Genomic DNA, 7932 nt, shown 5'->3' with positions numbered 1-7932 from the left:
CTCCTCGGCTGCGGCCCCGCCTCTGTGCGTACCGTCGTGCACCGTCCCGGCTAAGAGATCAGCTCGATCTCCGCGAGCGTCGCCGCCCCGGCCGGCACCAGCCGGTACTTCTCGTACGTCCCGGGGCGCGCGACCGTGAAGACACGGGTCTGCTTGTCCCAGGCGAACGTCTCACCGGACCGCTTGTCCAGATCGGTCCACGCCGTACCGTCCCGGGAGCCCTGCAGCACCCAGCCCGCGGGTGCCTTGTCCCGGGCCGAGGAGGTGAGCGTGTACTGGACCGCGCGGGCGGCGCCCGCGACCGGCAGCTCCACGGCCGCCTCGACCGCCGCCTCCGTACCGGAGGTGTTGTCGAAGAGCGCGCCCGTCCCGCTGATCGCGTCGTGCCGTGGCGACGGCACCTTGTCGTCCGTCGTGACGGACACCGGAGCGGCGTTCTTGCCCGTGCCCCAGCGCGACGGCTTCGCGCCCATGTCGAACTCGAGTGTTCCGCCGCGCGCGAGCAGCGCGTGCGGCAGCGCGGTGGAGTTCCAGGAACTGCCGTTGACCTTCAGGCCCTGGACGTAGATGTTCCGCGCGCTGTTCCTGGGGGCCTTGACCACCAGGGTGCGGCCGTTCTCCAGACGCACCGTGGCCTTGGTGAACAGCGGTGAGCCGATCGCGTACTCCCCGCTGCCCATCACCAGGGGATAGAAGCCGAGCGCCGAGAAGAGGTACCAGGCGGACTGTTCGCCGTTGTCCTCGTCGCCGTGGTACCCCTGTCCGATCTCGCTGCCGGTGTAGAGGCGGGAGAGGACCTCGCGCACCTTCTCCTGCGTCTTCCAGGGCTGTGAGGCCGCGTTGTACATGTAGGTGACGTGGTGGGCGACCTGGTTGGAATGCCCGTACATGCCCATCCGTACGTCGCGGGCCTCCGTCATCTCATGGATGACGCTGCCGTACGAGCCGACGAACTCCGGCGAGGCCGTCTCCGGAGTGCTGAAGTAGGTGTCCAGCTTCTTGCCGAGGGCCGGGCGGCCGCCGTAGAGATTGGCGAGGCCGCGTGAGTCCTGCGGGGCGGTGAAGGCGTATCCGAATCCATTGGTCTCGGTGTAGTCGTAGCCCCAGACGCGCGGGTCGTACTGCTCCGACGGCACCCGCCAGTCGCCCTTCAGATTCCGGCCCTGGAAGAAACCGGCCTTGGAGTCGAAGAGGGTGACGTAGTTACGGGCCCGGTTGAGGAAGTACGCCGACTCCTCCTTGTAGCGCGCCTTCTTCGTCTTCGCGTACAGGGCGTCGGCCATCTTGGCGAGGCCGTAGTCGTTGAGGTAGCCCTCCAGCGACCACGACAGGCCCTCATGGGTCTCCGTCGAGGCATAGCCGAGGAACGGTGAGGTCTCCATGCCCTTGCGGCCGACACCCTTGCTCGGCGGCGCCACCGTCGCGTTCTTCAGCGCGGCCTCGTACGCCGCCTGAGCGTCGAAGCCGCGCACGCCCTTGACGTACGCGTCGGCGAAGGCGACATCGGACGAGGTGCCCGTCATCAGATCGGCGTAGCCGGGGGAGGACCAGCGGGAGATCCAGCCGCCGTCCTTGTACTGCTGGACGAATCCGTCCACCAGCTCGCCCGCCTTCTTCGGTGTCAGGAAGGAGTACGCCGGCCAGGTCGTCCGGTAGGTGTCCCAGAAGCCGTTGTTGACGTACACCTTGCCGTCGACGATCTTCGCGCCGGTGTGGGTCGGGGTGTCGGGGCCCGTCTGCGCGGAGAACGGGCTCGCGTACTTGTCCTTGCCGTCGACCTTCTCGAAGCCCGAGTTGGGGTACAGGTACAGCCGGTAGAGCGACGAGTAGAGGGTCACCAGCTGGTCGTGGGTCGCTCCCTCGACCTCGACCCGGCCGAGGATGTCGTCCCAGGCGTCCTGCGCCCGGTCCTTGATGCCGCCGAAGCTCGCCGACGCCGGGATCTCGGCGGCGAGGTTCTTCTTCGCCTGGTCGATGCTGATCAGTGACGTTGCAATGCGCAATGTCACCGTACGGTCCGCACCCGCGTCGAAGCGCAGATGGCCCTTGACGCCCTGCGCGGCGGACGAGGTGACGGGCGCGTCGAAGACGCCGTACACGAACAGCCGGGTGGCGCCCGTGGACAGACCGCTCTTGACGTCCGAGTAGCCGGTGAACGAGCTCGTCGCCGGGTCGAGCGTGAGCCCGGCCTGGTCGGTGACGTTGTCGAAGAGCACCGCGGCGTTCTCACCGGGATAGGTGAACCGCATCATCGCGGCATGGTCCGTGGGGGCGATCTCCGCCTTCAGTCCGTTCTCGAACGTCACACCGTAGTAGTGCGGACGCGCCGTCTCCTTCTCGTGGCGGAAGGGGAGCGCGCGGGCGGTGCGCGCCGGGTCCGGCGTGCCCTCGGCGATGGACGGCATCAGCTGGAAGGTCTGCCGGTCGCCCATCCAGGGGCTCGGCTCATGGCTGGCGCTGAACGCCTGCACGGTCGGCAGGTTGTCGGCGTTGTTCGCGCGCGCGTACTCGTACAGCCAGCTGAGGGAACCCGCGTTGGTGACCGGGGTCCAGAAGTTGAAGCCGTGCGGCACCGCGGTCGCCGGGAAGTTGTTGCCGCGCGAGAACGAGCTGCTGGAGTTCGTCCCGCGGACGGTCGACGCGTAGTCCGAAAGATGCGCGAGCCGCTTCTCGGGCGCCTTGGGCGCGAGGCGGATGTCGTCGACCCAGCCCTGGAACTTCGCCGGGCCCCTGGGGGAGTCGTACGCCACCAGGATCCGGTCCACGGTCTTGCCGGCCGCGACCGAGCCGATCCGGGACGCCACCTGGTTCCACTGGTTCGCATAGAGCCGCTTGGCGGCGCCCTGTCCCTGCGGCGTCAACAGCCCGCCGTGCGAGTCGGCCGCCCGGAGGTCACTCAGATAGGTGCCATCGGTGAACGCGAGGTCGACGGCCACGTTCGTGGCGGGGTAGTTGAGGTCGGTCTCGGGAAGCGACGGGAAGATCCGGTACGAGAGCTCCGTGTCGCGCCGCACGGCCGTGTCGACGTCGAAGATCTTGTTGTACGAGTACGCGCGGCCGTCCGGCTTGTGCGTGCCCGCGTACTTCAGGGCGCGCTTTCCGGTGAAGCCGGCGTTGGCCTTCGCCGAGGGGGAGCCGCCGGGGCCGCGGTCGACCTGGCTGCGCATGTCCTCCGGGGCCGGGGTCTGCGTGTTCCCGTCGGAGAACTGGACATCGGCCAGCTGGGTGATGTCCGAGGCGCCGTTGTTCTTGCTGATCTCCAGCCGGTAGTGCGCGTACGGGGCCGCGTTCGCGGCACTGATGTCGTACGTCCTGGTCTGGAAGCGCTTCTCGAAGGTCTGGCCCTCGCGACTGTCCAGGACCTTCCAATCCTTGCCGTCCGGCGAGCCCTTGAGGATCCAGTCCCTGGGGTCGCGGATGTCGAAGTCGTTGGCCGACGTGAGCGCGTAGGTGGTGACCTTGACCGGGGCGTCCATGTCGAACTCGATCCAGGCCGTCGGCTTGAACGCCAGCCATTTGGTGGACGGCTGGAGATCGACCAGATTCTCCTTGGTCTCCCCGGAGCCGGAGTTCTCGTCGCTGGCACGCAGCTCGATGACCTTGTCGGTGACATTGCCCGGTATTCCGGAGGAGAATCCCCCGTCGACCCCCGCGGCCCGCTTCTTTCCGTCAGGGCCTGTTTCGACGGTATTGCGCCAGTCGGGCTGGGCTTCGTCCGCTTCGAACGAGGTGGAGAACTCCTGGGACGGGGCGGTGGGTCGGGAGGGGAGTGCGGCGGCCGCCGACTGCGCCGTCACCGCCAACAGGGAAGCGGCCGCCATCAGGGCGACCGCGCGGGTGAGTCTGTGCCGAGGGCTGGGTCTGGGCTGCATACCGAGCCTTTCCTCCCGCCGAAGCGAAGCTAGACAACGTTGTCAAGCGCAATGCGCAGGCACTAGTAGGGAGGTAAGTGCCGCATGATGTCAAGGGTGTTGGCGGTATGGGGGGCGCGGAATCGGCCGATTCGGCGAGAATCCCCCCCGGCGATCGGATCCGGGCGGGGCTCTCGTGTCCGCGAGGTCTCAACTCGGGAAAGACTGCCGCCCAACCTTGCTTTCGATCTTGCTCACGTGGCGGGAAGTGGACTATACCTGTCGGCGTCCGGACTTGCCGGTGACACGGTGGCGGACAAGGGGGACGGGGGGAGGCCGGACAGCCGGGCAGCCGAAAGCGCCGACTGCCGCCTGCACAGCTCCGTTCCCCATGGCACCCCTGCACGACCCAGCTTCAGCAATTGACCGCGGTGGCGGGGCCCTTCGCCTCAGGCGAGAAGGACGGGCGACCGGTTCACCGCCTGAGTCCTGGAGAAGGCGAGGACTTGAGCATGGGATCCACCTCCGCGCACACGAACGGCGGTCTCGGCCGGCGCGATCTGATCAAGCGATCGGCGGCGATCGGCCTGGTCGGCATTCCCGCGATGAGCCTCCTGTCGGCCTGCGCCAGCGGCGACGGCGGCAGCGGTGGCGACAAGGTCGACAAGGGCAAGGTCACCAAGGAGAACCCGCTCGGCGTCAACGAGACCGCCGCCCTCGAGGTCGTGATCTTCGACGGCGGATTCGGCCAGCAGTACGCGATCGACGCCGAGAAGAAGTTCAACGCGGCCTTCCCGAAGGCCCCGAAGGTCAAGCACAAGGCCACCCAGAAGATCCAGTCGGAGCTCCAGCCGCGCTTCAACGGCGGCACCCCGCCGGACCTCATCGACAACTCCGGCGCCGAGCAGATGGACATGGGTGTCCTCGTCGGCAAGAAGCAGCTCGCCGATCTCACCCCGCTGCTCGACGCCGCATCCATCGACGACCCGAACAAGAAGGTCCGCGACACGCTCCGTCCGGGCATCGTCGAGATGGGCCAGTTCGACGGCGACCCGGTCTGGATCTTCTACTACGCCTACACGGTCTACGGCGTCTGGTACTCGCAGACCGCGCTCGACAAGCTCGACGCCCAGTACCCCCAGACCTGGGACGAGATGCTCGCCCTGTGCGAGAAGGCGAAGAAGCAGGGCATCGCCGGCTGGACGTACGCGGGCAAGCACCCTTACTACATTCCGTTCTCGCTCTACCCGTTCATTGCCAAGATCGGCGGCGTCGAGGTCCTCGACGCCATCGACAACCTGGAGCCCAACGCCTGGAAGCACCCGGCCGTCAAGGCCGCGTTCGAGGCGTACTACGAGCTCTACAAGAAGGGCTACATCCTCAAGGGCACCCCGGGCCTGGACCACATCCAGTCCCAGACCGCCTGGACCAAGGGCAAGGCCCTGTTCATCCCCAACGGTTCCTGGGTGGAGAACGAGGCGGCCGCCACCATGCCCAAGGACTTCAACCTGGCGGTCTCCGCCCCCACCGGCCTCGACAAGTCGGACAAGATGCCGTTCGGCACCATCTGGGCGTCCGGTGGTGAGCCCTTCATCGTTCCGGCCAAGGCGAAGAACGTCGAGGGCGGCATGGAGCAGCTGCGCATCATGCTCAGCGAGGAGTCCTCGAAGAACTTCACCAAGCAGGTCAAGTCGCTGACCGCGTTCAACGGCGGCACCGACGGCATCGAGCTGACGCCGGGTCTGAAGTCCGGTGTCGCCGCGCTCGACAAGGCAGGAACGAATGTCGTCAACCCGCGCCTGCAGGACTGGTATGTCAAGCTCCAGAAGGAGCAGATCGGCGTTGCCGGTCTGGGCGAGATGATGGCCGGTCGGCTCACCCCGGCCGAGGCCATCAGCAAGATCCAGGGCTTCGCCGACAAGGCGGCCCAGGACTCCTCCATCAAGCACTACAAGCACCAGTGATCGGCCCGGGGGCCCGGGGGCGGGCCCCCGGGAGTACACAGCACCAGCGGCGGCACACTCCGGAAGGTCGGGATCGGTAACCATGCAACACGGCAAGTACCGGTTCATCGTGGGGTTCCTCGCGGCCCCCTTGGCGTTGTACGCGGTCTTCGTCATCTGGCCGTTCGTCCAGTCCATCTACTACTCGTTCACGGACTGGACCGGCCTGAGTCCCGACTTCAAGATGGTCGGCTTCGACAACTACGCGCGGCTTCTGGACGACGACATCTTCTGGAAGTCGCTCCAGCACAGCCTGTTGTTCGCGCTGCTGCTGCCGCTGGTGACGATCGGCCTGGCGCTGTTCTTCTCCTTCATGATCAATGCCGGCGGACGGCACCGGAAGGGAGCCGCGGTCTCCGGAGTGCGCGGCTCCTCCTTCTACAAGATCGCCTACTTCTTCCCGCAGGTGCTCTCGATCGCGATCGTCGCCCTGCTCTTCCAGTTCGCGTACAACCCGGAGAGCGGAGCCATCAACTCCGCCCTCAAGGCCATCGGTCTCGACAGCATCCAGCCGCTCTGGCTGGGCGACCCGGACTTCGCCCTGTGGTGTGTGATGGCGGTCCTCGTCTGGTCCACGGTCGGCTTCTTCGTCGTCCTGTTCTCCGCGGGCATGGCCTCCATCCCCAAGGACTTCTACGAGGCGGCGCTGCTGGACGGCGCGAGCCGGATCACCACCTTCTTCCGCATCACGCTGCCGCTGCTCTGGGACACCATCCAGTCCGGCTGGGTCTACATGGGCATCCTCGCGCTGGGCGCCGAGTCCTTCGCGGTGGTGCAGATCATGACCACGGGCCCGGGCGGTCCCGACTACTCGACCACCGTGATGGTGCTGTACGTGTACCAGTCGGCGTTCCGCGACGGTGCGGCGGCCTATGCGACCACGATCGGCGTCGCCCTGCTCGTCGTCACGCTGGCCTTCGCGGCCGTCGTGATGAAGCTGGGCCGGCGCGAGCGGCTGGAGTACTGAGATGCAGTGTTTTCCCGGGGACGAATACATTTGCGACCCCGTCGCGGGGCCCCCGGACCCCCGGCAGAACGGCAGCTCGGCCGAGGCGGCCGGAATGACAGCACGAGGTGATTCCCGGTGAAGGTCACAGACGACATCCGTCCCGCCCCGCGCTCGGACGAGCCGTTGCCGGTGGCCAAACTGTCCGCTCCGGCGAAGAGGAAGCGCGGCGAGGGCAAGGTCCTCAACGTCTTCTCGCACGGCATGCTGATCCTCTGGGCCTTCATGGTCGTCATGCCGCTGCTCTGGGCGGTCATGACGTCCTTCAAGGACGACAACGCGATCTTCAGCTCGCCGTGGTCGCTGCCGGACAGGCTGCACTTCGAGAACTGGTCGCGCGCCTGGAGCCAGGCGCACATGAGCGACTACTTCCTCAACACGATCCTGGTCGTGGCCGGGTCGCTGGCCGGCACGCTGCTCCTCGGCTCCATGGCGGCGTACGTCCTCGCCCGCTTCGACTTCCCGGGGAACCGCTTCATCTACTTCCTCTTCATCGGAGGAATGAGCTTCCCGATCATGCTCGCGCTGGTCCCGCTGTTCTACGTCATGAACAACATTCAGCTACTGAACACGATCCACGGCCTGATCCTGGTCTACATCGCCTACTCGCTGCCGTTCACCGTGTTCTTCCTGACAGCCTTCTTCCGTACGCTGCCGACCTCGGTGGCCGAGGCGGCGCTGATCGACGGGGCCTCGCACACCCGGACGTTCTTCCAGGTCATGCTGCCGATGGCCAAGCCGGGCCTGATCAGCGTCGGGATCTTCAACTTCCTGGGGCAGTGGAACCAGTACATGCTGCCGACGGTGCTGAACACCGAGCAGGAGAACAAGGTGCTCTCCCAGGGCCTGGTCCAGCTGGCGGTCAGCCAGGGGTACAAGGGCGACTGGTCCGGGCTGTTCGCCGGACTGGTGATGGCGATGCTGCCGGTGCTGGCGGCGTACGTCATCTTCCAGCGCCAGGTCGTCGCCGGTCTGACGGCGGGAGCTCTGAAGTAGCACCGAGACAGTCTCCGCGGCAGTACCGAAACAGTCTCCCAGCAGTACCGAAGCAGCCTCCGCGCCCTTCGTGCGA

Annotated in this window: 4 protein-coding genes; 3 read left to right on the top strand and 1 reads right to left on the bottom strand. The window is 66.7% G+C overall.

The window, feature by feature from the left end; genetic code table 11:
* Positions 1–50: 50 nt before the first annotated feature.
* Entirely contained in the window at positions 51–3872 is a 3822-nt protein-coding gene (locus ACWGI8_RS34885; protein ID WP_453667165.1) for a GH92 family glycosyl hydrolase, read from the bottom strand.
* Between the two features lie 491 nt (positions 3873–4363).
* Between ACWGI8_RS34885 and ngcE the strand changes: the two genes are divergently transcribed.
* From ngcE to ACWGI8_RS34870, 3 genes are all read left to right on the top strand, one after another.
* On the top strand, positions 4364–5815 hold the full coding sequence (gene ngcE / locus ACWGI8_RS34880; RefSeq protein ID WP_453667163.1) for an N-acetylglucosamine/diacetylchitobiose ABC transporter substrate-binding protein: 1452 nt from the start codon (positions 4364–4366) through the stop codon (positions 5813–5815).
* A gap of 82 nt (positions 5816–5897) precedes the next feature.
* A complete protein-coding gene (locus ACWGI8_RS34875) occupies positions 5898–6821 on the top strand; it encodes a carbohydrate ABC transporter permease (RefSeq protein ID WP_453667161.1) in 924 nt (307 codons plus the stop codon).
* 165 nt (positions 6822–6986) lie between these two features.
* On the top strand, positions 6987–7856 hold the full coding sequence (locus ACWGI8_RS34870; protein ID WP_453667167.1) for a carbohydrate ABC transporter permease: 870 nt from the start codon (positions 6987–6989) through the stop codon (positions 7854–7856).
* The last annotated feature ends 76 nt before the right edge of the window (positions 7857–7932 follow it).

The organism is Streptomyces sp. NPDC054841 (assembly GCF_053611045.1).
This window is presented reverse-complemented; position numbering and strand designations above follow the sequence as displayed.